Here is a 23,194-nt window from a genome sequence, read left to right as displayed (position 1 = left end):
AGTACGTGATTAACTTGATATTAATGATTCCACTAGGAATACTTTCTATATTTTTAGGATGGCGTATTTGGAAAAAAGAGCAGATAACATTGATTCACGATTATCATTATGCAAGGGTTGCTGAAAGTGATAAGAAACCTTATACTGAGGAAGTTGGAAAAGGATGCATTATCATGGGAATTGGAATTATACTGACAGGCATTATTAATTTAATAGGAAACACAAAATATGGATGGATATGTTTTGTAATATTTGCTGTATTGGGATTTAGGATGATGTTTAGAGCACAAAAGAAATATAATGGAGGATTGTTCTAATTTTAGGGCATCTCACTATTATAAATTAAAAAAATAGAATAAAGTTAGGGAGAATATATGATTATTATTTTATCAATTATAGTATCTTTTTTATGTGGTTCAATTCCTACAGGATACTTAATTATCAAAAAGTTGCATGGAATTGATATAAGGACCAAAGGTAGTGGGAATATAGGATCTACAAATGTTAATAGAGTAGCAGGACGTAAAATATCTATTATTACGCAAATAGTGGATATTTCAAAAGGTATAATTCCTGTAGCTTTAGGAATTTGTTTAGCAAAGATTCTTGAACTACAAATGTCAATGGATACTTATCTTTCGATTATTGCTATAGCGGTAATTTTGGGACACGATTTTACTCCATTCCTAGGATTTAATGGTGGGAAGGGAGTTAATACAACTATTGGTGCATTCTTTGTAATTGTACCAATTCCAACATTGGTTGGAGTTGCAGTTCATTTTATATTGCGTTTATTTACAAGTATAGTTTCTATAAGGTCAATTGCAATAGGGGTAACGATACCTTTAATGTGTATAATTATGAAAGCACCTATTTTAATAATAATAAGCAGTTTAATAGCATGTATTTTAATGATATATAAACATAAAGATAATTTAATAAGACTTTTACATAATGAAGAAAAATAATCTTAAATTATCATTAATTAATTAGAGAATGGATTTACCACTATTTACAATACTGTTATAATTTGTTTATATAGCAAGTTAGTTTTTATTATATATTAATTGAGTAGTGGGAGGGTTTATGAATATTTCTATTGTTGAAAAGGGAATAAAGGAAATTGAGTTAATGAAACCATTATGGGAACAACTTAATTCTATTCACTATAATAAATCTGTGCACTTTAAGGATAAATATGACAGATTTACTTTTGACAAAAGAATAGAATCTATTTGCAAAAAGGCTAAAAACGGTGTTGTTAAGTTAGATATGCTTCTAGACAATGAAACGGGAAATTATGTAGGATATTGTTTAAGCTCAATTGAAAATAATTTGGGAGAAATAGAATCTATATTTGTTGAGAAAAAGTATCGAAAGCTTAAGATAGGAGACAAGCTTATGAAAAATGCTTTAAGTTGGTTTGAATCTAACGCTATAACAGATATTCAAATTAATGTGGTATATGCAAATGATGAAGCGTTACCTTTCTACAGTAATTATGGTTTTAAAATTGGAAATTACATTTTGAAAAGGACGTGATTCTAAAAACTTACAGTCTTGTATTTATAAAAGTACAATTGGATTGTAAATTTATATATCACATTGCGTAAAATTAGGAATATGATATTTTATATAAAATTTCAGAATATGTACTAGTATTAGTAGCACTATAAATAATTAAATTTGAACTCAATCAAATAGCAGGTTAGTAGAAAAATATTTTATGGAGATTGATAAAAGGTTTAGTTTATTATTAATTTGAGAGAAGTTTAGAGGGAGATATATGGATATTGAGAGCAAAGAAATAAGAAAAAGTGCAAGATATAGTTTGAAAGGTAATTGGAAGATTGGAATATTAAGTACGCTAGTGTACAGTGGCGCAGGTATTATAGGAGGCTTATTTCAAGATTCTAGTGTTATATGGAATTTGATATTAGAAATTATATTTGGTGCATTATTTACATTTGGATATTTTAGTATAATATTAAACATAGTTAGAGGAGAACAAGTTAATTTTTCAGATATATTTACTGGCACAAAGAAATTCTTTAAAGCATTAGGAATTACGCTAACAGTAAATATTCTTACACTATTATGGTCACTATTATTAATAATCCCAGGTATAATAGCAGCTGCAAAATATTCTATGACATACTATATATGGGCTGAACATCCTAATATAAGCATTCAAGAAGCAATTGATAGAAGTATTAAAATGACAGATGGACACATTTCAGAAATATTTTGGTTATATATAAGTTTTATAGGATGGAGCTTATTAGTAATAGCTCCGGCAGTAGCTATAAAATATTGGCATCCCGAATATTTTGATGTATTTATGTCTTTTGGAATGATTTTTGTAAATGTGTATGTTAATGTATCTTTTGGATCTTTATACACTAAGTTACTTCAAGAAGGGCAGAGATATTAATTTTAAATTGCTTAAGTTTTTTCAATTATTAATGCCTAGAGAAATAAGATATAAGCAAAAACGACAGTACTTTTGTAGATACTGCCGTTTTTATATATATTTTAATGATTTATGAGATTAGAATATGGGTTTCAATTTTGCTATCATTTTTTAACTTTTGGAAAGATAATCATGTACAACCTTAGGTGTTCCAAGAGTTAAATCTGTTAGGATATGAGATGCTGATACAATATCTAATACAGGTAAATCAGCAAGAGGAGCTAGTGCATGGCTAAATAATTGTAGACGTGCACTTCCAGTCCAAGCACCGTGAATAGTTATATCAGTATTTTCTGCACATATTAGTTCACAAATTCTTGGCTTACCATCGTAACCTTGAATGATTTTTAGCATAAAATTGGGTCTTGCAATTTGAGCATAGGCTTCTTTAAGATCTAGAGGCTCGTGCTTATATCCCATTGTTGCGGTAGCTACTGGTAATGTACCATACTTAAGTGTCCCAACTAAAGTGTCTGAATCAACAAATAGCTTTGGATAGCCAAGCTTTTTTGGATAAGCGCTACTTTCTCTTCCAACAGCAATAGCAGGTTCATTATCTAGATACATCATATGCAAGTAGTCACCCTTAACACCATTATATTTTACTGGAATAGCTTGACCACATTCTGTATATGAGCCTAGTCCGGTTGTATCAGGCATAGCCATCATCTCAAATCTAACATATGCTCCATCTAATTCAAGTGGCTCTGGTACTATTTTTCGAAGAGCATCTAAATCAGTTCGATAAATAATGTTTAGATATTCTCTATTGTGAAATCTATATGGTCCTCTAGGAAACGCTGGAGCAGCAAGTGGAGTTGTAATTTGTTTAGATACTTCACTTTCTAACATAAAACAATCAACCTCTTTTCTTAGTTTTTAATACATAAGATTTTTAAAGTTATATATTTAAAATAGAATGATTCATATATCCATAATCTTTAAGTTATCTGGAATAATTAAATCTGCATCTGTTAAAAATTTTATTTCATCAATAGTTGTATCTTTATGAATTTCTTTTAAAAGTAAGCCGTCATTTGTTACATCAATTACACAAAGCTCCGTAACAATTAAATCCACCTGAGCTTTAGCAGTAAGTGGGAGAGTACATTTTTTAACGATTTTAGGTTTGCCTTTTCCGGTATGTTGCATTGCTACTATTATTTTTTTTGCACCTATTGCTAAATCCATAGCGCCACCCATACCTGGGACAATTTTATTTGGAACAATCCAGTTAGCTAAATTACCTTTTTCATCAACTTCTAGAGCACCAAGAACAGCAACATCAACATGTCCTCCTCGTATTAGTGCGAAAGACATTGAACTATCAAAAAATGAACCTTGAGGTAATAATGTTACATATTCCCCGCCAGCATTTATTATATCTGGGTCATTTTCACCTGATGATGCCATTTGTGCCATACCAACCATGCCATTTTCTGATTCAAAAGTAATGTTCATTTCTTTTGGTACATAATTTGCTACTAAAGTTGGAAGTCCTATTCCAAGGTTTACGAGTTGGTCTTTTTTTAGTTCTTTTGCAACTCTTTTGGCAATTATCTCTTTTGCTAAAACTTTATCTACAATCAATTAAGCCGCCTCCTTAACGATATAATCTACTAATACGCCAGGAGTCATTATGGCATCTCTTTTTAAATCTTCACATTTAACTAAATTTTCTGCTTCAACTATAACTGTTTTTGCAGCCATTGCCATATATGGATTGAAATTTTTAGTAGCAGCTCTATAGAAGGTATTTCCAAATTCATCTACAACGCTACCTTTTATTAATGAAACATCAGCAGATAAAGGAAGTTCTAATAGATATTCTTTGCCATCGATAGTAACTTTTTTCTTACCTTCTTCAACGATAGTCCCAAGTCCAGTTGGAGTTAATACACCTCCGAGTCCAGATCCAGCTGCACGAATTCTTTCAATCAGTGTTCCTTGTGGGGAAAGCTCAACTTTAAGTTCACCAGAGCTCATTTTTTTTCCAGTTTCAGGATTAGTTCCAATATGTGAAGCAATTACTTTAGAAACTTGACCATTTACAATAAGTTTTCCTATTCCTTTATTAGGAAAAGCTGTATCATTGCTTATAATAGTCAGATTTTTTATATTTAAATCAACTAGCATATCTATAATATTTTCAGGAGTTCCACAATCTAAAAAACCCCCAACCATAATTGTCATACCATCTTTGAAAATGCGCTTTAAATCTGTTAATTTTACTAATTTATTCATTTTAATATCTCCCTTCTAAATAGTTTTTAATATTTTGTGGGAACATTGCATATTAAAGTTATGTGAATAAATGTATAAATTTAGCAAGAAGTTAGCCGGCAAGTACACATCTTCTTTGTCTTGTAAAATTTCTTGCAGAGGTTATGCCTTCACCAGTAGATCCAGCAATAGTGAAAGTTGTAAATCCTTCAGCTTCATAACCAACACCAGCAAAAGATTTAGCGTTCTTTACAAAAATAGTAGTATCAATTTCTCTTTCAAATCTATTTAGGTTGTCTATATTTTTAGAATAAATATAGGCACTATGTTTTCTATTTTGTTCTGCTATCTTTGCATATTTAATAGCTTCATCTATATCTTTAACTCTTACAATTGGTAATATTGGCATCATGAGTTCTGTCATGACAAATGGATGATTTGCATTTACTTCGCAGATTATACATTTAACATTTGAAGGAGACTCAACATCTATTTCATCTAAAAATAATTTTGCATCTTTTCCTACCCATTTTTTATTTATAGAGTATTCTTGAGTTTCATTATTTTTTTGTAATACTAAATCTATTAATTTTGATATTTGATATTCATTTATAATTACAGCATTATTTTTTAGCATGTTAGATATTAAATCATCTGCAATATTCTCAAAAACAAATACTTCTTTTTCTGCAATACAAGGTAAATTATTATCAAAAGAACAGCCTTCAATGATGCTCCTACCAGCCTTTTCTATATCAGCAGTATCATCTACAATAACTGGTGGATTTCCAGCACCAGCACCAATAGCTTTCTTACCAGAATTTAAGAGGGTTTTTACCATTCCTGGACCTCCAGTTCCGCAAAGAAGTTTTATTGAAGGATGCTTAATAATTGCATCTAGAGACTCCATAGTTGGATTTTTTATAGTTGTTACTAGATTTTCAGGACCGCCACATGAAATAATAGCTCTATTTATCATTTCGATAGCAAAGGCAACACATTTTTTAGCGCCTGGATGTCCGTTAAATACTACAGCATTTCCAGCAGCTATCATGCCTATACTATTACATATTACTGTTTCAGTTGGATTCGTAGAAGGAGTTATTGCACCTATAACACCATATGGAGACATTTCTACGACTGTGAGTCCGTTATCTCCTGACCAGGCAGTAGTAGTTAAATCTTCTGTGCCAGGAGTATATTTAGCTACCAATTTATGTTTTAATATTTTATCCTCATATCTTCCCATATGTGTTTCGTCTAGAATCATTGTAGCCAAGACCTCTTTATTTTGTAATGCGGCCTTTCTTATCTCAGTTATGATTTTTTCTCTTTGTTCTTTTGTATAATGAAGGGATAATATCTTTTGTGCGTGTACAGCGCTGCTTATAGCATTTTCAACATTTTCGAATACTCCGAAACATGAAGAATTATCCTTGTAGTTCTTTAAATTAATGTTTTCAACATTTGTTTTTAATTTTAAATCTTTTGTTACAGATACTAGTGTGTCTTTGATCATGACTAATCCTCCTTATGATTTAAAAATTAATAAACATTAAAAATTTTATATGAAAATTAAATTTTTATATGTTATTAAATATATGTTATCACTAAAATTTACAGAATCAATCTTTTAAACCAAAAAAGTAAATATAAGGAAGACAAAACGTTATCAAATGACAAGACTATATGATATTTTTTTTATATAGCCGTTACAGATAAATTATCGTATTATTTTGGAATTATTGTTATATATTGTTTATAGGTAGAGTTTGTTTAGTATTTGAGTGAAATTTCGAATAAAGACTGTAATATTGTAATATAAAATAAATATTATTGATAATATTCCTTATAATTATATATTAAATGCGTAAATTTTAATAAATATAATCAATAATTCAAACAAGCATCTTAAAAGTCCGATCTTTTATTAATAAAATATTGACATAAATCCAGAAATTAATTGGTAATTCATATTGTCAGTGTTTTGAAAAGCAGTCAAGAATATATTGAATGCATATGTTATAATCAGTTAGTAATAGCAAGAAGATATGACATACTAACTAATTAATAATGGAGGTAAAATGGAGTCTGAATTTAAAGTTAAGCAAATTACTAAGTTATATGAAAGTTGCAATAAATGTGGGTTGCCAATAATAAATTGTATCTGCGATATTGTACCTAAAATAAAGACAAAAGCAAAGATATTGATATTATCAACAGAAAGAGAATTTCGTAGGCCTTCAAATACCGCTAGATTATTGAAATTGGTGAATCCAGAATCAACTGAGTTAATTCTTTGGGAGCGAGTAAGGACTCCTGAAAAATTAATCGAATATATTAATAGCGATGATTATGAAATACATATATTGTTCCCTATGGATGATGATGAGCCTGTAGAAAGAAAGTCTAAATGCAAAGATTCAGAAAAAATTCCAGCATTTATTATCTTAGATGGCACATGGAAAGAAGCAGAGAAGATACTAAGAAAGAGCGATTACTTAAAGAAGCTTCCAAGAATATCATTAAATCCAATTAATAAATCAGAATATACTTTAAGAAAAGGTGCTTCAGAAGGAGAACTTTGCACTATCGAAGCAGTAATTGAAGTACTTAAGTTAAATTCTGAGTTTGAGAATGCACAACTAATTAAAGGTACTTTCGATTTATTTATGAGAAGTTTTAAAGCAGGGGTTAGTGGAGTAGAGCTAAAAGACATAAATATATAAGGTTTTCAGATTGTTATTTCACTATAGATAGATATCCAACTTTAAAACTACATTTAGGTGATGACTTACCGAAATCATAAATATTTTGATTCCGAAAAGCTATGAAAATATTGCTGGAGGTTCTAAGCCTCAGGTTGTATCCAGTTTAACATGCTCCAACTTTCAGTTTGACAAGTAAACTGGAACAACCTAAAGCTAAGAACCTTTAGCAGCTCATTTTCAAATGTTTTCTCCACAAATATATTTATGATTTCTAGTAAAAATATGACATTAAAGTTTTAGCAACTTTGTAAATATATCAATCTAATAAGTCGAATTATTAAATTGTTTATCCATATCAATGTACATAATTGATAGTTGCTACTTATAGAAGATATACTCGCATTATAAGCAATCTTAAAAATATTGAAGAAGTTAAGATAGAAGATCTCAAATTCATATTGTGAAGTTGGGATCTTTTTGTATAATTTTGAGATTGTATTTGATATATAGCGTTCCACAATGATATTCAAACTTATAAAATTTCAATATCGCTGGTATTCATGAAATTGAAACAGTAGATATGTATTGTTATCAATATGTAACTTATATAGATAAGCTAATTATAAGTTAGATTTATATTATGAAATATATCCCAACCGGAACAAAAGTATATTATTCATTTCGGAGAGTTATATGCATAAGTTCAGGTTTTAGTTAGGATATCTATAAATATGAGAATAATAAAACTACATTTACAATATATGTTATAATTTATTTGTGATGGAAGTTTATTGTAAATTATTATAGAATACGGGGGAGTGAGTGCACGTGAAAAGAAAACTACCTATGATAGTGATGTTTATTGGAGACATGAGTCTGCTTTATGTAGCCTTAATTATAATATCAATTTCACCTATGAAAAGCATTATGGAGAATATTGGAGTTTATCCCATTCCTATGTATAATTTTTTAGATGGTGCGCTCAGAGTATTAAGCGCGATAGTCCTATTAACAATAGCCTATGGATATTTTAAGCTTAAAAAATGGGCATACTTAGAAATCATAATTTATAATGTATTTTTTTTAGCAGTATCTATGTTCTTTATAGCCATGAAGACAAGCAATCCATATAATACTCCAAATATTATAGAATCATTGTTAGGACTCATAATTGCATTTCCGTCCAAGAGATATTTTTTTAAAGAGGAATGTGATTCGTAATATATATTGCAAAAATAATCATTCATCATAATTGTAACAATATTACAAGAATTTTAGCCGAAATTGTGAATTGTGCATCGTGAATTGCAACATATATATTGATGCAAAAATAGCACCCTATTTTAATGATGGTGTTTAAGTTAAAATACATACTTCTAACTAACTAGATTATAGGAAAGTTTATGAATACGAACATAGAGAAGGGGATTATATGGAGAAAATATTATTTTTCATTTTTGATGAAATGACAGACTATGAAGTTACATTTATCAGTCATTTACTAAGTTCAGAGGCAGGTAAAGAAATAATTACTATCTCTTATGAAGATAAAATGATTGAAGGACGCTCTGGTTTCTTATATAAACCAGATAAATTAGTTAAAGATGTCTTAAATTATAATGTAGATGGGTTGATAATTACTGGAGGATGGTATGGTGAAGTTAAGCCTGAATTAATAGAGCTTATCAATAAAATATATTTGGAGGGGAAATTAGTAGGCGGTATATGTGGAGCAGGAACCGTTTTTTTAGCAAAGTCTGGAGCTTTAAATAATGTTAAGTATACTACGCCTATTAACCAATGGACACAAAAGCATATTGATATATATGGAAAAAATGACCCATTTCCAAGAGAAAATTTTGTTTCTAAAAGAGTAGTGAGAGATAAAAATGTAATAACTGCTCAGGGAACAGCTTTTATTGACTTTGCAATAGAGATATGTGATTGGTTCAACTTATTTGAAAACCAAGAAGATAAGGATAATTTCGAAAAAGAAGTTAAAGGATTATAAGTGGATAATTTTCGAAAAGAGACTTAATAATTGGAGCATGTCTTACGCAAGTTCCTCAATTAGACTCAATTAAATTAGTTCTCCCGTTCATTACCGTATTAATTTTTTGGATTATGAATTTTAGACTAAGAAAATTGGCAATACTTAAAAAGTATGCTCAGATAAAGCAATAAGTTCTTATCCAATTAGAATCCTTAATAATATTATAAATTAAGGAGAGTATAAGAAATATATGCTTTAAAGTTTATTATATTTTTAAGATAATTTATTTAAAGACGAAGAGGAGAAAAAAATATGCTTGAATATAAATTTGATACGCAATTATTAATCGAAGGAAAAGATCTTTCAGAAGATGAAATAAATGAATATATAACAAAAAACATTGAGGGAGATTCTCTGCTTGCAGTTGGAGATGAGGAATTGATTAAGATTCACTTCCATACAAATACTCCATGGCAGGTACTTAAGTATTGTGCTTCTTTAGGGGAGATATATGATGTTGTCATAGAAAATATGGAGCGACAAGCAAATGGACTCAAAGGCTAAAACAGTGAATTATTGAAATTAAATATAATGCTGAAAAATCGTATTATTCAAAGAAGATGATATGCTCCATTTAAGGTAAACAGATAAAAAATAAAAATCTGTTATTTTAATGGGAGTATTTTTATATCTAAAAATGTGAAGTTTAAAGTTAGTATAGATAAACAACTTAAGAATTTGATTTATAATTTGCAATAAATATAATACTAGAAAGTAGAAACATTTTTATGCAGCAGGCATTGAAAATGAGCTGTTAAAAGATCTTAATCGTAGGTTGTTCAACTAATGCTTGTCACAATGAAATTGGGAGCAAGCATTAGTTGAACAACCTGCAATTTAGCACTTTCAGCGAAATTTTCATAGTCCTGTGAAATAACAATGTTTTTACTTTCGGTGGATTATTGCATAAGTCTAGCTTATATATTGTTTATCTATAATTAAGTTTCTTGTAGGTTAACTTTTTCTACTAATATCAACTAGGAATCCATTTACGGAAAATGTAGAAACACATAAAATATTATTAGAGGTGAGGAATATGAAAAAGTTAAATATAGGAGAATGTATTGCTTATAAGAGGAAAGAGAAGGGAATAACTCAGGAGCAATTAGCAGATTATATTGGAGTTTCTAAAGCATCTGTTTCTAAATGGGAATCTGCATTAAGTTATCCTGATATCTTACTTCTTCCTGAGCTTGCGACTTACTTTAATATTTCGGTTGATGAATTATTAGGATATTCCCCGCAGCTTACAAAAGAAGATATTAAAAAGACTTATAAGGAACTTTCGAATGAATTCGCTATAAAACCATTTGATGAAGTAATAAATAAATGTGAGAAGTTAATAAAAAAATACTATTCCTGCTTTCCTTTTTTGCTTTCAATGATTCAGTTATTAATAAATTATTCTATATTAGCAAAAACTGAGGATATAAAAAAAGAAATTTTTCAGAAATGTATATTATTAAGCAAGAGAATAAAAGAAGAATCAGATAATATTTCTGAAATAAAGAGTTCAAATACAATGGAAGCATTGGCACAAATGTTATTAGGAAATAGTGAAGAAGTTATTCGATTATTGGATAATAAATTAATACCGTATAGTGGTGAGGATGTAATGCTAATTAATGCATACAAGATGCAGGGAGAAATAGATAAAGCAAATGAGGTCAATCAAATACTAGTATTTAATAATGTAATAAACATGTTAAGACTTTTAAACAACTATCTTTCAATAAATATTATGGAGCGAGTTTTGTTTGAAAAAATTTATTCTCAAGGTATTCAGATCATTGAGTCTTTTAATCTTAATGAGATTTTGACAAATGATGTTTTAGGAATTCATATTGTTGCAGCACAAGGTTATTTAATTCACAAAGATAAGGAAAAGGCCATATGTGCTCTGGAGCAGTATGTAAATATTGTCTGCAAAATAAAGTTTCCATTGAAATTTAAAGGAAATGAATATTTTACTAAGGTTGATAAATGGCTTGAGGATAATAGCTATATTGGAACGAGCACTCCTGTAGATGAGACAACAATAAAGAAAAATTTTGCCTCTGCAATTACTGAAAATCCGGCATTTGTATCATTAAGAGAAGATGAAAAGTACAAATTTCTTGTTAAAAAACTGAAGAGAAAGTTGGATGAATAAAATGAATGCAATAAATATAGAGAATCTTAACAAGTCTTATGATGGAAAGACTAATGCTTTGAATGATATAAACTTGAGTATACCAAAAGGCCAGATATTTGGATTTCTTGGACCTAATGGTTCAGGAAAAACTACAACAGTTAGAATTCTTAATGGAATTCTTTCAGCAACATCTGGTCATGCCGAAATTTTAGGGATTCCTGTTTTGGAAAATAATATTGAAATTCATAAATTATGTGGAGTTATGACTGAAAGTTCGAGTTGCTATGAGAATCTCACTGCAAAACAAAACTTAATATTCTTTGGAAAAATGCACGGAGTTAAAGAAAATTTACTCAATGAACGTACTGATTCTATATTAAAAAGATTAGAGCTGCTAGAGGTAAAAGATAAGAAGGTGAAATCTTTTAGTACAGGAATGAGAAAGAGGGTTTCATTAGCTATAGCATTAGTTCATAATCCGAAAATTTTATTTCTTGATGAACCAACGTCTGGTTTAGATCCAGAAAACGCATTAAATGTTACAAAGCTTGTAAAGGAACTTGCAGAAGAAAACGAAGTTACAATATTTCTTTGTACCCATCAATTAAAATATGCTGAAGATATATGTACTCAATATGGTTTTATAAACAATGGGAATATCCTTGGGATAGGCACTTTTGATGAACTTGCTTCAAAGAAAAATGCAAAACTTCAACTAAAAATTAGAGGAAAGAATGTTTCTGATAAATTTGGATTTATCTATGAAGGAAATGATATATATAGCAAACCTATTTCAGGAGACCAAGAGGTAAATACTCTAATACAAAGCATTATGAAAGATGATGGAGAAATTTATGAGGCAATGCAGCAGAAATGGTCTTTGGAACAACTGTATTTCAAATATATAAAAGGTACATCTGATGATGTGTCTTTATAAATCAGGAGCGATTAGAATATGAAGAGTAATGAAAAAGCACTTATATATAAAGACATAAATGAGTTAGTAAGTTCAAAACGAGTAATTCTCCCTATGACTATTGTTCCAATTATCTTGACAATAATAGTGCCTCTTGGAATACTCATAGGTGCAAATTTTATAGGAAGTGACTCAAGCACTATTACAAAAATGGCTCCTCTTATAAGGAAATTACCTTATGAATATACAACATACACTCCAGCTCAATTACTGGTAAAAGTGGCTATAAACTTCATGTTTCCATCATACTTTCTTATAATACCTATAATGTGTTCAGCAGTTATTGGGGCTAGTAGTTTTGTAGGAGAAAAGGAACATAAAACTCTAGAGTCTTTGCTTTATACTCCAACATCAATGGAGCAATTACTTAGAGCTAAAATTCTAGGTGTATTTATTCCATCGTATATTGTGACTTTGATCTCATTTATAGCAATTGGAATAATATTTAATATAGGTGGCTTTATATATTTTGGCGGACTTATCTTTCCAGATATAAAATGGTTGATAATTATACTTTGGCTTTCACCTGCAATTAATTTGCTATCGTTAATACTTACAGTTATGGTGTCAGCAAAGTCGGAAACTTTCCAGGAAGCACAACAAATAAGCGGGCTTCTTGTAATTCCAGTTATTCTTGTATTAATTGGTCAGATGACAGGAGTACTATTACTTAGCAATTTTATAATGATTGTAGCAGGAGGAGTTCTATTAATACTTGATTATGCTCTAATAAAGAGAATTTCTTCAAAGTTCATTCCAGAAAAGTTAATTTAAAATAAGAAAATTTATAAGTTTAGATTCAATAATGAAAGTATTTATTTAAAATTTAATAGAGTGATATCTTGGTGAAAAAATACTGTGATAAAATCTGTTTTTAAACAAATTTCTTGCAGTACTTCTTCACCATTATTTTATTCTATAGGAATTTAGATCGGAGTGAAATCTATGAATAACTTTTAAAAGTATAAGAAATACATAATCTAATAAGGAGATTTTCTTGTAAATTAATGTGATGTTTTAAATTTGTGTTATAATATGGTAAGGTTTCAAAATGTTATATAAAGTTTGGACAGACTTATGTTATAATGAGTGGAGTTGTTAATTATGATATTTGAAGACAAAAAAGTAAAATTGAAAAATGGAGAAGAATGCATATTAAGAAGTCCTGATGTAAAGGATGCAGAGAAATTAATTGATTACTTAAGAAAGGCATCATCAGAAACAGACTATATGCTTAGGTATACAGAAGAAATTACTATGACTATAGAAGATGAAGAAAAATTCATCAATGACATTAATGAAAGTAATAAGGATGTAATGATTTCAGCATTTATTGATGATAAACTTGTTGGAAATTCAAGTATATGTATTATTGGAAATATGATTAAAGTTTCACACAGAGCAAATTTTGGAATAGCAGTTATCAAAGAAGCTTGGAATCTTGGTATTGGAAAAGCTTTGTTAACTGAAATCTTAAAATATGCAAAAAAAGTAGGATTTGAACAAGTTGAATTAGAGGTAGCAAGTGATAACTATAAGGCAATAAACTTATATGAAGAATTTGGTTTTAAAAAGTATGGGACAAGAAGCAACTCTTTTAAATTAAAAGATGGATCATATTACACAGAATATTTAATGATGAAAAATTTATAGGTATTCAAGATTTAATATTATTCGCTTATTCTTAATAAAGCGTTATTTTTGTTGTGTGTGTATTTTAAGTTATATAATAAAAAAATGAAATTGTAGTTTTTGTTTAGATAAAATTCTGCTAGGCACAGTGGTGTAATGTTACAGAATCTGGGGTTAATAGAAAAATATTAGAAGCTTTACTAACAAACTAAATAGAAGATGAAATCTATAATTTATTTACATTCAAATTATAAAGATAACTTAGAGATTTATTTGAGATTAAATCAATATTATTTATAGTTTATTGTTTAATTATATTAATGAAAATAGATTGATATTTGCAAAATAATAAAGGAATTTGACTACTTATGTAGAATTATTAATATTATTAAGAAGATAGTATAGGTGAATATAAATATTTGAGGAGGATTATAATGGGATATAAAGAACATTTAACTGAAAATTTAACGGACGAGGAAATTTTAAAGGCATTTTCTATTGTTTTGCCATATCTTAACGATCTATCAAGAGATGATACAGCATTTGGATTAACAGATACTGAAAAATATATCGAATATGAAGATCCTAAGGAATTTCAGTTGCAACTTAGAGCTGGCTCTGAACCATTAGATGTTATAAAAGATTCTTTAAGAAGTGGAAGACTTGAAAAAGGTGATACAAATGTATCTGGCAAAGAAATAAAAGTTATATCAATACCTATTAGAAATTCAAAAGGGAAGATTATTGGAACAATTAGCGATGGAATTGATTTAGATGATACTACTAGATTGGTAAATAGTGTTTCGGAAATATCAGAATCATTAGATCAAGTTTCTACAAGTGTTAGTGAATTAGCTAATTCGGCCTCAAATTTTGCTCTAACTGGACAAAAGACTCTAAAGCAGGCTCAAGATGTTATGGAGACTTCAAAGAAAACATCAGATGCTATAGAAATTATTAAGAGTATCGCTGATCAAACAAATTTACTAGGATTAAATGCAGCTATTGAATCTGCAAGAGCTGGTGAGCATGGAAAAGGATTTAATGTTGTATCAACAGAAATCAGAAAGCTTGCAAGCCAAAGTAAAGAATCAACTAGAACAATAAATGATATTGTTATTAATATGAATCAGTCAATAAATACTATAATTGGAGCTGTAAATGAATCAGCATCAGAAAGTGAAGAACAAGCAGCAGCTATTGAAGAAATAAGTGCTACTATTGAAAGTATAAATGCTAATTTAAAAAGATTAAATGAATTTATTGAAAGATTTGCATAATTTTAAGCAACAATAATAAATAATATAGATATTAAAATATCGCGGTATTCATATGAATTTGCGATATTTTTTATTTAGGAATTTTATAATATATAGATACCTAAATTTAAAACTGCATTTATGTGATAACTTACCGAAATCATAAATATTTTGATTCCGAAAAGCTATGAAAATATCGCTGAAGCTTCTAAGCAACAGGTTGTATCCACTTTAGCATGCTCCAACTTTCCTAGGGAAGCTCGACTCATTACATTCACTGAGGAAGTTCGAGAACCCAAAATAAAATTTTGGACTCTCACTTCACAAGCTAAAATGGAACAACCTACAGCTAAGAACCTTTAACAGCTCATTTTCAAATGTTTTCTACACAAATATATTTATGATTTCTAGTGAAGATACGAACTTAAAGTTTTAGAAACCTTGTAAATATGTTCATCTAATAAATAAAATTCCTAAGTTGTTTATCTGTATATACGCTGAAATAATAAATTTGCACTTGAACTCTAGCAAGTCAAATGCTTAAGTAAACATAGAATGTAGAAAATTAATTACAATATATATATGGAAGGAGATAGTTATGAATTTTTATATTTTTACTTTAGCTATATGTTCAATAATATTTTTAATATATGCTCTTAACGGAGTATTTTACATATTTAAAAAACCAGAAGCTATAATTAATAAAAAATTATCGAAAACAGAAAAGATATATGAAATTACAAATGTTAATGAGTACTTGAGTAATTTAGGAAAATTAAATTTATATTCAGCTATTATCCTCTATGCAGGCGTCTTAATTTCACTTTATGCTGATAAATATAGATATCAGATTTCAATGTACATATATATCGTAATTTACTTTGCCTATTTTTATTTGATAAGAAGTAAAATTGTGAGAAAGATAGAAAAATATTTAATTCGCAAGGATACTAAAGATTAAAATAAATGCGCTACTGATCAAAAAAATATTCTTGACCAGTAGTAATTAAGTATTTTTGAAGAATAAACATTAAATAGAAAGTGCGCATAGTTTTGCACAGATATTGTATAAAAAGTTCACACTTATTTTTGGAAATAAATATAAGTGTGAACTTTTTCGCTTTTTTATGTTTTAATTTTTGAAAAAATTTTCTTAACATAAAATCGTCAAAGTGTCTTAATAAGGCAAAATTTGTTTTTTAACGACATTAATTGTTTAAAAGTTATTTTTAATTCTTAGAAATATGAATTTGGCATATGTTTTGCTTATTAAATAAAGTGTAGTAACAAAGCAAGCTTGTTTGTTAAATATTAAACATAGGGAGGCAAAAAAATGATAAAAGGATTATCTAAATTTTTTACAGCTATTGTTCAAAAATTTCTTCCAGACCCACTTGTTTTTGCAATGATTTTAACATTGATTATGTTTATTTCAGGTATTATATTTACTGGCCATACTCCAATTGATATGATAGGATTTTGGGGTAAGAGTTTTTGGAATCTTCTAGCATTTGGTATGCAAATGGCGTTAATTTTAGTCACTGGTAATGCATTGGCTAGTTCACCACCTGTTAAACGTATTCTGCAAAAGATTGCAGGAGTGCCTAAAACACCAGCTCAAGCTATTATGCTTGTTACATTTGTTGCAGCGGTTGCTAATATTATTAATTGGGGATTTGGTCTAATTGTTGGTGCTTTACTTGCAAAAGAAGTTGCCAAAAAGGTGCGACATACAGATTATCGTTTATTGATCGCGTGTGCCTATATTGGTTTTATGACTTGGCATGGAGGCTTATCTGGTTCAATTCCACTTTTGGCAGCAACTAAAGGGAATCCAATGGAAGCGACAATCGGATTAATTCCGCTAGGTGATACTATTTTTGCTCCGTTTAATATCTTTATAACTGTTGCTTTAATAATAATATTACCTTTAATGACAAGAATGATGATGCCTAAAGATGAGGATGTTGTGGAGATTGACCCAGCATTATTAGCAGCAGAGGCAGCAAATGAGACTAGTACTGATACTATAACTGAAAAAACATTTGCAGTACGCGTTGAAAACAGCAGAATTATTGCATGGCTAATTGGTATTCTTGGGGTTTGCTATATGGTTTATTACTTCATGAATGGTGGTTCTATGGATGTAAACGCTGTAAATATGATTATGTTCTTTGCAGGTATCATTCTTCATGGTAGTCCTGTATCTTATATGCAGGCTATAGTTGATGGAGCAAAAGGAACAGCTGGTATAATGGTACAATTTCCTTTCTATGCGGGTATACAAGGCATGATGGATTTGTCAGGATTAGGTGGAATGATTACAAGTGGCTTTGTTAGTATATCAAATACTCATACATTCCCAATTTTTGCGTTTTTAAGTTCAGGAATAATTAACTTCTTTGTTCCATCTGGTGGTGGACATTGGGTTGTACAAGGGCCATTTATAATGCCAGCTGCGCAAGCACTTGGTGCAGATATGGGGAAAGCAGCTATGGCAATTGCATATGGTGAGGCTTGGATGAATATGGCGCAACCATTCTGGGCACTACCAGCTTTAGCTATAGCAGGTCTTAAAGTTCGTGATATTATGGGATTTTGTGTAACAACCTTAATTGTAGGTGCTTTAATATTTGGTGTTGGATTAGCTTTATTTTAACAATTGAAAGAAGTAAAAAAGTACGTTTAAATCTAGCCCTTATAACTTATTTGATACTTGCGGATTTTATACGTATTTTTATCAGTTAATAGTATCAGACTATAGTCTGAAATCTGCAAGGTTAAAGTTTGATTATACTAACATTATTATATGGAAAATTAAATATATGGAGAGAAAGGATGATAAAAATGGATATAAAGAATATAGCAGTATTAGGTACCGGAACTATGGGACATGGTATAGCATTATTTTCTGCCAAGGCTGGGTTAAATGTAGTTATGTATGGTAGGTCAGATGCAAGTTTAGAACGAGGCTTTAATAGTATAAAGGCTAGTTTAAATCTTTTGAAAGCTGAAGGAAAGTTAGAAGATAGTGGGTATAAAGAAATCCTAAATAAAATAAAAGGAGTTAAAAGTATTGAAGAAGCTACTAAAAATGTTGACCTTATAATAGAATCGTTGGCAGAAGATTTAGAGCTTAAACAAGAAATATTTAAGCAATTAGATGAGCTTTGTCCACCAAGTGTAATTTTAGCAACTAATACGTCAGGATTAAGTCCAACAGATATAGCTAAATATACAAAAAATCCAGAGAGAATAGCAGTTGCGCATTTTTGGAATCCACCACAATTAATTCCTTTAGTTGAAGTAGTTCCAGGAGAAAAAACATCAGAGGATACAATAGTAAAAGTTATGAAATGGGTTGATTTTATAGGAAAAAAATCTGTTCGTATGGAAAAGGAATGTTTGGGGTTTATAGGAAATCGCCTACAATTAGCGTTGCTTAGAGAAGCTTTATATATAGTAGAAAAAGGCTGGGCAAAGCCTGAGGAAGTAGATAAAGCCATGGAGTATGGTCATGGAAGAAGGCTTCCTGTTACTGGACCATTATGTAGTGCAGATTTAGGAGGTTTAGATATATTCAATAATATTTCTTCATACTTATTTAAAGATTTATGCAGTTATACTGAGCCATCTAAGTTAATGCAGTATATGGTTGAATCAGGGAACTCAGGAAAGAAGAGTAAACAAGGATTCTATAATTGGTCACCAGAATTTATAGAAAGTAAAGAAAAAGAGCGTGCGGAAGTGCTTTTATATTTCTTAGATAGAGATGCTAAAAAATAAGCTGAAGTAATTAAGGCTATTGAATAAATAAAGTAAGATAAAGTGGGAGGGATTAATTATGAAGTCAAAAGTAATCTCTATAGAACAATCGGTTGATTTAATAAAAAATGGAGCTACTGTTGCAGTAGGTGGATTTGTTGGATGTGCCCATCCAGAACAAATTACATTAGAAATAGAAAAACAATATTTAAAAAGGCATGTTCCTAACAATTTAACATTAGTTTTTGCAGCTGGTCAAGGTGATGGTAAAGATAGAGGATTAAATCACCTTGGTTATGAGGGGTTAGTTCACAGAATAATAGGGGGACATTGGGCATTGACACCAAAGCTTCAAAAACTAGCTTTAGAAAATAAAGTAGAAGCATATAATTTACCTCAAGGAGTTATATCACATTTGTATAGAGACATTGCAGCTGGAAAGCCGGGAACAATTACTCATGTTGGATTGAAAACATTTATAGATCCTAGAATTGAAGGTGGTAAACTTAATGAAATTACAAAAGAGGATATTGTAAAAGTAGTTAATATTGAAGAGAAGGAATATTTGCTATATAAAGCGTTTCCGATAGATGTTGTACTTTTAAGGGCTACTTATGCAGATGAAGACGGAAATGCAACAATGGAAAAAGAGGCTTTAACACTTGATGCAACAGCAATGGCTCAAGCTGCTAAAAATTCAGGGGGGATAGTAATACTACAAGTTGAAAAGGTTGTAACTAAAGGTTCACTTGATCCAAGAAAAGTTAAAATCCCAGGAATATATGTTGATGCTATAGTTGTTGCATCAACAGAAAACCAAATGCAAACTTTTAGTGAAAACTTTAATCCAGCATATTGTGGAGATACTAAGGTACCAGTGGATTCAATAGAACCATTACCACTTAATGAAAGGAAGGTAATAGCAAGAAGATGTGCTAAGGAACTAGTACCAAATGCTGTTACTAATTTAGGTATTGGCATACCAGAAGGAATAGCTATAGTTGCTAATGAAGAAGGTATTGCAGATCAAATGACTTTAACTGTAGAGCCAGGTGGAGTAGGTGGCGTACCAGCAGGTGGACTAAGTTTTGGAGCTTCAACAAATCCGGTTTGCATACTGGACCAATCCAGCCAATTTGATTTTTATGATGGAGGCGGTCTTGATGTAGCTTTCTTGGGATTAGCACAATGTGACAAATCGGGTAATATAAATGTTAGTAAGTTTGGACCTAAGATTGCAGGTTGTGGTGGGTTTATTAATATAACTCAAAATGCTAAGAAGTTAATATATTGTGGCACATTTACAGCTGGTGGTTTAAAAGTAAAAATTGGAGAAGGTAAATTAATAATAGAAAATGAAGGTAAGGCTAAGAAATTTGTGGATGCTGTCGAGCAAATTACTTTTAGTGGTGAATATGCATCAAGTATTGGACAAACTGTCCTTTATGTTACAGAAAGAGCCGTATTTAAGTTAACTAAAGAGGGGTTACTTTTAGAAGAAATAGCTCCAGGAATAAATTTAGAAAAGGATATTCTAGATAATATGGATTTTAAGCCAATAATATCTCCTGAATTAAAGCTTATGGATGAAAATATGTTTAAATAGTTGATTTAATAAGTTCTTAATTGCAATTCGAAGAATATACCTTGTCCATAAATACCCTGCTAAGTAGATTTCAACACAAACGCTTACTTAGTGGGGTAATCTAATTATTATGCCGCAAGGATTTGCACTTGCTTGACACGAAAATGTAGAAATATCATAATTATAAATGAGATATATGTATAAAATATTAATATTTATGGGGGTATCCTGATGAGGCTTCTTAGTATGCGTTATAAGCTTATAATTATTCTTGCACTTGCGGTGGTAGTACCGCTTATTGGAAGTGGCTATATACTAATTTATAGTGCGGAAAAAGCTATGAATTCAGAGAAGGAAAGCAAGCTCTATGGAATAGCAAGAACTTTAGATGCTAGTATGGAAGGTGATTTTGAATCCTTATTATCTATAGAAGCTAAGAGTGCTTCGCATGACGAAAAGGTACGACTACTTAATCAAAGACTATCAGGAGTTACGGAAAAAATTGTTTCGGGAAATCCCGGAGTAGGAGCTGGGTATTATTCTAAAGATCTCGATTGTATTATTACATATGGACCAGGTTCTGAATATGACACTACGGTTGGACAATCAATAAGTCAAGAACATTTGGGCCGGGAAGTAATGGAAAAGGGGATACCTTTGACTGCAAGTGGTAAGATGGTTAGAGGAAATATTCTAAATGCCATGGTTCCGATCATTCGAAATAATAATGTAATCGGATACGTATGGGCTAATGAAATGACTGAAAGCATAGAGCGTCAAATAAATGAGATGGAAATTGTGATGTACGAAGGGTTGGCTATTGCTTTAGTTGTTGGGCTAAGTATAAGTATGACTTTAGCAAATAGAGTTTCTAATTCCGTTAATGGTATTATTAAAGGACTATCTAGTTTGGGCAATGATTTAAGTCAACGATTGCCAGAAATTAATGGTGAATTTGGAAAGATTGCTTCTGCCATTAATGGAATGGCTCAAAGTCTAATGAATACACGTTCACATACAGAAATTATTATGGAGAGTATGGTAGATGGAATTATTACAATTGATAATGATGAAAAGATAACAGAGATAAACGCTGCTGCTTGGTCTATTATGGGATTAAATAAAGATGTGATTGGAGTTAATTATAAAGATCTATTCTCCGGGAATGCTAAAGTTCTTGACATAGTGCTAGAAACTTTACGTGTCGGTAAAAAAATTATGGGATATGAAGCAGAATTTACTCGTTCGGACGGTGCAATTATTCCAATTAGTGTCAGCACATCTATGCTATGTAATAATAATAATGTATTGGGTGTAGTTTTAGTTTTCAAAGATTTATCAGAGCATAAGGCTTTTGAGGATTATGTAAGGAGATTAGATCGTCTTGCCGCAGTTGGAGAGCTTGCTGCCGGTGTAGCTCATGAAATACGTAATCCTCTATCAGCTATTTCAGGGAGTGTGCAAATTTTGGTGGATGAATTGCCAAAGGATAATTCGACACGGATTTTTGGAAACGTTGTATTGAAAGAGGTTGATCGTCTTAACGGCGTTATTGAAGATCTCTTGTATTTTGCTAAACCTTCAAAACACTATGTGACATCAATCAATATCAACGAACTTGTGGAAAATTCTCTTTTTTTACTTTTACCGAGTATAAAAAAGGAGATTGTTGTTTTAGAAACACATTTTGATCAATCAATTGAAGCTATTTCAGTTGATGCTCAGCTTATTAAACAAGTTTTAGTTAACCTATTACTAAATGCGACACAAGCTATGCCTCAAGAAAACGGAAAAATTACAGTTACAACACAAAGGGTGATTAAAGGGATTGAGATTATCATAGAAGACAATGGAAAAGGGATTGATCAGGAAAGTTTACCTAGGATTTTTGATCCTTTTTTTACTACAAAGGATACAGGTACGGGACTAGGACTTGCTGTTAGTAACAAAATCATAGAAATTCACCAAGGATACATTCGAGCCGAAAGTATAGTTGGTATTGGAAGTACATTTACAATATACTTGCCTTATGAAAGTGGAATTAAGGAAGTATAGTGTAAATTTAAATATAGAAAAATATATTAAATACAATTTAAGACTTGTAATCTTAAAAATAGATAAAATTATGTTGCATAACAGAGCACGTTAATATTAATAGTATGACAAGCTAATGCTATTAATATTGCACTGATGGTAAAGTAGCTCAAAATAAATAGAGTTCACAAAAAATAATCTCACTCTTTAATGTCGCTTTTTGGTATAGGGATTTCAACTGTAATATAAAATTTTAAAAGTATCATTTGAAATACAAAAAATGTCTGAAGTATTTATGCATTAAGAAAAGTAATTTATTACGTTATATTAATTATAAAAAGATGGGATG

22 protein-coding genes are annotated in these 23,194 nt (G+C 30.2%); 18 read left to right on the top strand and 4 right to left on the bottom strand.

Features of this window, described 5'->3' with window-relative positions; genetic code table 11:
• Positions 1-5 precede the first annotated feature (5 nt).
• The 4 genes from KEC93_RS19350 (at position 6) to KEC93_RS19335 (ending at position 2,434) form a co-directional block, all read left to right on the top strand.
• A complete protein-coding gene (locus KEC93_RS19350; protein WP_077868459.1) occupies positions 6-317 on the top strand; it encodes a DUF3784 domain-containing protein in 312 nt (103 codons plus the stop codon).
• A gap of 57 nt (positions 318-374) precedes the next feature.
• Positions 375-968 (top strand): glycerol-3-phosphate 1-O-acyltransferase PlsY, encoded by a 594-nt coding sequence (gene plsY / locus KEC93_RS19345; protein ID WP_077868460.1) that lies wholly within the window; start codon positions 375-377, stop codon positions 966-968.
• Positions 969-1,086: 118 nt separating this feature from the next.
• Positions 1,087-1,542 carry a GNAT family N-acetyltransferase gene (locus tag KEC93_RS19340; RefSeq protein WP_077868461.1) on the top strand — a complete coding sequence of 152 codons (456 nt, stop codon included), beginning with the start codon at positions 1,087-1,089 and terminating at the stop codon, positions 1,540-1,542.
• 244 nt (positions 1,543-1,786) lie between these two features.
• Complete coding sequence (locus KEC93_RS19335; RefSeq protein WP_077868462.1) at positions 1,787-2,434, top strand: DUF975 family protein; 648 nt, start codon at positions 1,787-1,789, stop codon at positions 2,432-2,434.
• Positions 2,435-2,584: 150 nt separating this feature from the next.
• On the opposite strand, the gene adc is transcribed toward KEC93_RS19335, so the two are convergent.
• The 4 genes from adc to KEC93_RS19315 all read right to left on the bottom strand — a co-directional run bounded on the left by adc (position 2,585) and on the right by KEC93_RS19315 (position 6,215).
• Positions 2,585-3,325: an acetoacetate decarboxylase gene (adc, locus tag KEC93_RS19330; protein WP_077868464.1), complete on the bottom strand. Its 741-nt coding sequence runs from the start codon at positions 3,323-3,325 to the stop codon at positions 2,585-2,587.
• A 72-nt stretch (positions 3,326-3,397) separates the two neighbouring features.
• Complete coding sequence (locus tag KEC93_RS19325) at positions 3,398-4,063, bottom strand: 3-oxoacid CoA-transferase subunit B (RefSeq protein ID WP_077868465.1); 666 nt, start codon at positions 4,061-4,063, stop codon at positions 3,398-3,400.
• Positions 4,064-4,717 carry a butyrate--acetoacetate CoA-transferase subunit A gene (ctfA, locus tag KEC93_RS19320; protein WP_041898836.1) on the bottom strand — a complete coding sequence of 218 codons (654 nt, stop codon included), beginning with the start codon at positions 4,715-4,717 and terminating at the stop codon, positions 4,064-4,066.
• A 91-nt stretch (positions 4,718-4,808) separates the two neighbouring features.
• On the bottom strand, positions 4,809-6,215 hold the full coding sequence (locus KEC93_RS19315; RefSeq protein WP_077868466.1) for an aldehyde dehydrogenase family protein: 1,407 nt from the start codon (positions 6,213-6,215) through the stop codon (positions 4,809-4,811).
• A 565-nt stretch (positions 6,216-6,780) separates the two neighbouring features.
• Here KEC93_RS19315 and KEC93_RS19310 point away from each other — a divergent pair.
• The 14 genes from KEC93_RS19310 (at position 6,781) to atoS (ending at position 22,866) form a co-directional block, all read left to right on the top strand.
• Entirely contained in the window at positions 6,781-7,425 is a 645-nt protein-coding gene (locus KEC93_RS19310; protein ID WP_077868467.1) for a tRNA-uridine aminocarboxypropyltransferase, read from the top strand.
• Between the two features lie 810 nt (positions 7,426-8,235).
• Positions 8,236-8,628 (top strand): hypothetical protein, encoded by a 393-nt coding sequence (locus KEC93_RS19305; protein WP_023975645.1) that lies wholly within the window; start codon positions 8,236-8,238, stop codon positions 8,626-8,628.
• 211 nt (positions 8,629-8,839) lie between these two features.
• On the top strand, positions 8,840-9,418 hold the full coding sequence (locus KEC93_RS19300) for a DJ-1/PfpI family protein (RefSeq protein ID WP_077868468.1): 579 nt from the start codon (positions 8,840-8,842) through the stop codon (positions 9,416-9,418).
• 294 nt (positions 9,419-9,712) lie between these two features.
• Complete coding sequence (locus KEC93_RS19295) at positions 9,713-9,964, top strand: fatty acid kinase subunit FakA-related protein (RefSeq protein WP_039768985.1); 252 nt, start codon at positions 9,713-9,715, stop codon at positions 9,962-9,964.
• Between the two features lie 532 nt (positions 9,965-10,496).
• A complete protein-coding gene (locus KEC93_RS19290) occupies positions 10,497-11,612 on the top strand; it encodes a transcriptional regulator (protein ID WP_039768987.1) in 1,116 nt (371 codons plus the stop codon).
• A 1-nt stretch (position 11,613) separates the two neighbouring features.
• Positions 11,614-12,531 (top strand): ABC transporter ATP-binding protein, encoded by a 918-nt coding sequence (locus KEC93_RS19285; RefSeq protein WP_111944678.1) that lies wholly within the window; start codon positions 11,614-11,616, stop codon positions 12,529-12,531.
• A gap of 18 nt (positions 12,532-12,549) precedes the next feature.
• Positions 12,550-13,344, top strand: coding sequence for an ABC transporter permease subunit (locus KEC93_RS19280; RefSeq protein ID WP_077868470.1), 795 nt, complete (start codon positions 12,550-12,552; stop codon positions 13,342-13,344).
• 330 nt (positions 13,345-13,674) lie between these two features.
• Positions 13,675-14,223: a GNAT family N-acetyltransferase gene (locus KEC93_RS19275; RefSeq protein WP_077868471.1), complete on the top strand. Its 549-nt coding sequence runs from the start codon at positions 13,675-13,677 to the stop codon at positions 14,221-14,223.
• Between the two features lie 413 nt (positions 14,224-14,636).
• The gene (locus KEC93_RS19270) at positions 14,637-15,482 is read left to right on the top strand and encodes a methyl-accepting chemotaxis protein (protein ID WP_023975638.1); all 846 of its coding nucleotides are present in this window, start codon (positions 14,637-14,639) and stop codon (positions 15,480-15,482) included.
• A gap of 577 nt (positions 15,483-16,059) precedes the next feature.
• Positions 16,060-16,422, top strand: coding sequence for a hypothetical protein (locus KEC93_RS19265; RefSeq protein WP_077868473.1), 363 nt, complete (start codon positions 16,060-16,062; stop codon positions 16,420-16,422).
• Between the two features lie 372 nt (positions 16,423-16,794).
• Complete coding sequence (locus KEC93_RS19260) at positions 16,795-18,120, top strand: TIGR00366 family protein (protein WP_017211971.1); 1,326 nt, start codon at positions 16,795-16,797, stop codon at positions 18,118-18,120.
• Between the two features lie 188 nt (positions 18,121-18,308).
• Complete coding sequence (locus KEC93_RS19255; RefSeq protein WP_031276041.1) at positions 18,309-19,247, top strand: 3-hydroxyacyl-CoA dehydrogenase family protein; 939 nt, start codon at positions 18,309-18,311, stop codon at positions 19,245-19,247.
• A 58-nt stretch (positions 19,248-19,305) separates the two neighbouring features.
• Positions 19,306-20,832 carry an acyl CoA:acetate/3-ketoacid CoA transferase gene (locus KEC93_RS19250; RefSeq protein ID WP_023975635.1) on the top strand — a complete coding sequence of 509 codons (1,527 nt, stop codon included), beginning with the start codon at positions 19,306-19,308 and terminating at the stop codon, positions 20,830-20,832.
• Positions 20,833-21,042: 210 nt separating this feature from the next.
• On the top strand, positions 21,043-22,866 hold the full coding sequence (atoS, locus tag KEC93_RS19245; protein ID WP_039768477.1) for a two-component system sensor histidine kinase AtoS: 1,824 nt from the start codon (positions 21,043-21,045) through the stop codon (positions 22,864-22,866).
• Positions 22,867-23,194: the final 328 nt, after the last annotated feature.

Origin of the sequence: Clostridium beijerinckii (assembly GCF_018223745.1) — a bacterium.
Classification (GTDB): domain Bacteria; phylum Bacillota; class Clostridia; order Clostridiales; family Clostridiaceae; genus Clostridium; species Clostridium beijerinckii.
Note: the sequence above shows the minus strand (reverse complement) of the source record. Positions and strands in the feature narration are given on the sequence as shown.

Bases quoted from the DNA above. Each gene is read 5' to 3' on its own strand.
- KEC93_RS19340 (WP_077868461.1), top strand. From the start codon at position 1,087: ATGAATATTTCTATTGTTGAAAAGGGAATAAAGGAAATTGAGTTAATG.
- KEC93_RS19260 (WP_017211971.1), top strand. From the start codon at position 16,795: ATGATAAAAGGATTATCTAAATTTTTTACAGCTATTGTTCAAAAATTT.
- KEC93_RS19290 (WP_039768987.1), top strand. From the start codon at position 10,497: ATGAAAAAGTTAAATATAGGAGAATGTATTGCTTATAAGAGGAAAGAG.
- atoS (WP_039768477.1), top strand. From the start codon at position 21,043: ATGAGGCTTCTTAGTATGCGTTATAAGCTTATAATTATTCTTGCACTT.
- plsY (WP_077868460.1), top strand. From the start codon at position 375: ATGATTATTATTTTATCAATTATAGTATCTTTTTTATGTGGTTCAATT.
- KEC93_RS19265 (WP_077868473.1), top strand. From the start codon at position 16,060: ATGAATTTTTATATTTTTACTTTAGCTATATGTTCAATAATATTTTTA.
- KEC93_RS19300 (WP_077868468.1), top strand. From the start codon at position 8,840: ATGGAGAAAATATTATTTTTCATTTTTGATGAAATGACAGACTATGAA.
- KEC93_RS19315 (WP_077868466.1), bottom strand. From the start codon at position 6,215: ATGATCAAAGACACACTAGTATCTGTAACAAAAGATTTAAAATTAAAA.
- KEC93_RS19250 (WP_023975635.1), top strand. From the start codon at position 19,306: ATGAAGTCAAAAGTAATCTCTATAGAACAATCGGTTGATTTAATAAAA.
- KEC93_RS19335 (WP_077868462.1), top strand. From the start codon at position 1,787: ATGGATATTGAGAGCAAAGAAATAAGAAAAAGTGCAAGATATAGTTTG.
- KEC93_RS19295 (WP_039768985.1), top strand. From the start codon at position 9,713: ATGCTTGAATATAAATTTGATACGCAATTATTAATCGAAGGAAAAGAT.
- KEC93_RS19310 (WP_077868467.1), top strand. From the start codon at position 6,781: ATGGAGTCTGAATTTAAAGTTAAGCAAATTACTAAGTTATATGAAAGT.
- adc (WP_077868464.1), bottom strand. From the start codon at position 3,325: ATGTTAGAAAGTGAAGTATCTAAACAAATTACAACTCCACTTGCTGCT.
- KEC93_RS19270 (WP_023975638.1), top strand. From the start codon at position 14,637: ATGGGATATAAAGAACATTTAACTGAAAATTTAACGGACGAGGAAATT.
- KEC93_RS19255 (WP_031276041.1), top strand. From the start codon at position 18,309: ATGGATATAAAGAATATAGCAGTATTAGGTACCGGAACTATGGGACAT.
- KEC93_RS19285 (WP_111944678.1), top strand. From the start codon at position 11,614: ATGAATGCAATAAATATAGAGAATCTTAACAAGTCTTATGATGGAAAG.
- KEC93_RS19280 (WP_077868470.1), top strand. From the start codon at position 12,550: ATGAAGAGTAATGAAAAAGCACTTATATATAAAGACATAAATGAGTTA.
- ctfA (WP_041898836.1), bottom strand. From the start codon at position 4,717: ATGAATAAATTAGTAAAATTAACAGATTTAAAGCGCATTTTCAAAGAT.
- KEC93_RS19275 (WP_077868471.1), top strand. From the start codon at position 13,675: ATGATATTTGAAGACAAAAAAGTAAAATTGAAAAATGGAGAAGAATGC.